The 1911-nt window shown below is 68.8% G+C and carries 4 protein-coding genes; 3 read left to right on the top strand and 1 reads right to left on the bottom strand.

All coding sequences use genetic code 11. The annotated features are described in order from the left end of the window. The 3 genes from C1I95_RS36805 (at window position 1) to C1I95_RS33655 (ending at window position 745) form a co-directional block, all read left to right on the top strand. Entirely contained in the window at window positions 1-135 is a 135-nt protein-coding gene (locus tag C1I95_RS36805; protein ID WP_233514056.1) for a DUF5954 family protein, read from the top strand. A 119-nt stretch (window positions 136-254) separates the two neighbouring features. Continuing rightward, window positions 255-452, top strand: a complete 198-nt coding sequence (locus tag C1I95_RS33660; RefSeq protein ID WP_111220130.1) for a hypothetical protein — start codon at window positions 255-257, stop codon at window positions 450-452. Window positions 453-511: 59 nt separating this feature from the next. Further along, complete coding sequence (locus C1I95_RS33655; RefSeq protein WP_146605945.1) at window positions 512-745, top strand: hypothetical protein; 234 nt, start codon at window positions 512-514, stop codon at window positions 743-745. Between the two features lie 541 nt (window positions 746-1286). On the opposite strand, the gene C1I95_RS37255 is transcribed toward C1I95_RS33655, so the two are convergent. After that, window positions 1287-1637, bottom strand: a complete 351-nt coding sequence (locus C1I95_RS37255; protein ID WP_111220126.1) for a transposase family protein — start codon at window positions 1635-1637, stop codon at window positions 1287-1289. Between the last annotated feature and the right edge of the window lie 274 nt (window positions 1638-1911).

Below are 1911 nucleotides of genomic sequence, written 5' to 3'. Positions count from 1 at the left end.
GTGCACGGTCGCCGTTTCCGCGTCACCCGCATCGAGACCCTGCTGCGCTTTTCTAGCGACCGGCCGGAAGGGCCCCGCCCCTCCGACCACGACCCCGACCCGCCACCCGGGGCCGCGCCCGGCACGCCGTCCTGACCAAATCCGCTTCCTCGTCAGCAAGCACGGCAGCCCAGAGTGCGGCCGGACAGGTGGTCCAACCGCTGCACCCACGGTCCGTGGCCCTGGCCAGGGGCCGGATGTCTACCGTGGGTGGCATGAGGCTGCTGCTGCGCGGCGGGCCCGGCGACGGACAGGTCGTCACCGGCGGCGGAGAAACCGTCATCTGGCGGGCCTGCCTGTACGAGGTCACCACCGAGATCGCCCACCGGCAGGGACACGATCTACGGGTCTACCGACACCGCCCCGACTGCTGCGAACCGCACGGCAGGGGCGCCGAGGACCGCTGCGAATGAGCTTCTATTTCGCCGACCACCCACCCACAACTCGATCGAACATGCGTACGATTCGGGTCATGGATCAGGTGGTCAGGAGGTGGTGGAACGGCGCGTGGGGGCGCCTGTCGCGCCGCGACGTGTGGCTTGTCCGCCAGACCCGCTGGAAGGTCATCGCCCGCAACGGCGACAGCGAAACCGGCAAGACGCTGCGCTGGGAGTTCGACAGCCAAGCCGACGCCCAGGACATGATCGACCGCCTCCTGCGCGCACCCTCACCCGGCTCATGGCGCGAGCACGGAACACCCCACTGAGCTGTCCGGTTCGAGCGAAGTGTTCCCTACAGGCGCCCAGGCTAAGAGCAGTCTGTCCCCGCCTGCGACGATCCGGCAGGCGGGCGCCGGACGCGGCGGAAGGTGGTCGGATCAGTCGGCGGCCCCCGGAGCCGCTGCTCGCGGTCGAGGTGCTCGCCGACGCGGCAGCGGTCACCAGCCGGCTCGGTGAAGGGCACCATCAGGGTTTCGCGCTGGTCAGGGCGACCACGGGGGAAGTCGCCCTGACCAGCGACGTTTGCACCGTACGTGTCCCCGCGGCTACTGACAATCGATTGAGTGGATGCGGCGCGAGGTCGAACGAGGTGCGCCCTGGGCGCTGGCAGGGCTGAGCACCTTCCAGACTGGCAATTCTTGCCGGAAGCCCTGGGGCTCACGGCCGAAGAAGGGTGGCAGCGACGCATGGCTCGGGTGCACCTTGTGAACTGCAAGCCACCTCGGGCGGTCGACTCACCGATTTGAGCCACGATCTACGGTAGAGGCGGGGCGCATTCAGGGCGCCGACGGCGATGGATGGCGGTGGTCACGGTCGGGGTGACCGCATTGGCCGGTGGCCCGTCGAGGACGAGCGCGTCGATGCTTTCCGCCGCCGCGTTGTGCCCGTGGTGGCCGCCGCACCGGCACGGCCAACGACGCTCACCGAAAGATCAGCGACCAGGGCAGTCAGCTGCCGGGTCCGCCGTGCCCACCGCCGCGCCAGCGCGGGCACCTGCTCACGGAGAGTCCGCTGCGAGCAGGACTCCGCTGCGCAGACCAGCCGGCGAACCCCGACCCACGCGATCACTGCCCGCCCGCCGACCGGCAGATCAGCCAACTGCCAGTGGCGATGGGCGTGGACATGGCCGCTGAGCTGCCCACACCCCGAACAGGCCACCGGCTCCTCGCCGTCCGGGCCACGACCTGCACGACCGCCCCTTGACTGATCACCTGCTCGAGGACCAGCGAAGGCAACCGAGGCTGATCATCTGTTCACGCCGCACAGGCACCATAATCACCCATGCGCCAACCAATCAGGGGACAGTAAAGTGATCTCAACGACTTTGCGGTAGGTACTTGTACTCGAAATGGGTCAGGTGCAGGGCTGCGGCGATGATGTCGCCGATTCGGCGGGGGCTGGCGGTCGTGTGGCGTAGCGTCTTCCAGCGTCC

This window comes from Micromonospora craterilacus (assembly GCF_003236315.1).
Taxonomy (GTDB): Bacteria; Actinomycetota; Actinomycetes; order Mycobacteriales; family Micromonosporaceae; genus Micromonospora; species Micromonospora craterilacus.
The sequence above is the reverse complement of the archived record's forward strand: the minus strand, read 5'-3'. Positions and strand labels throughout refer to the sequence as shown.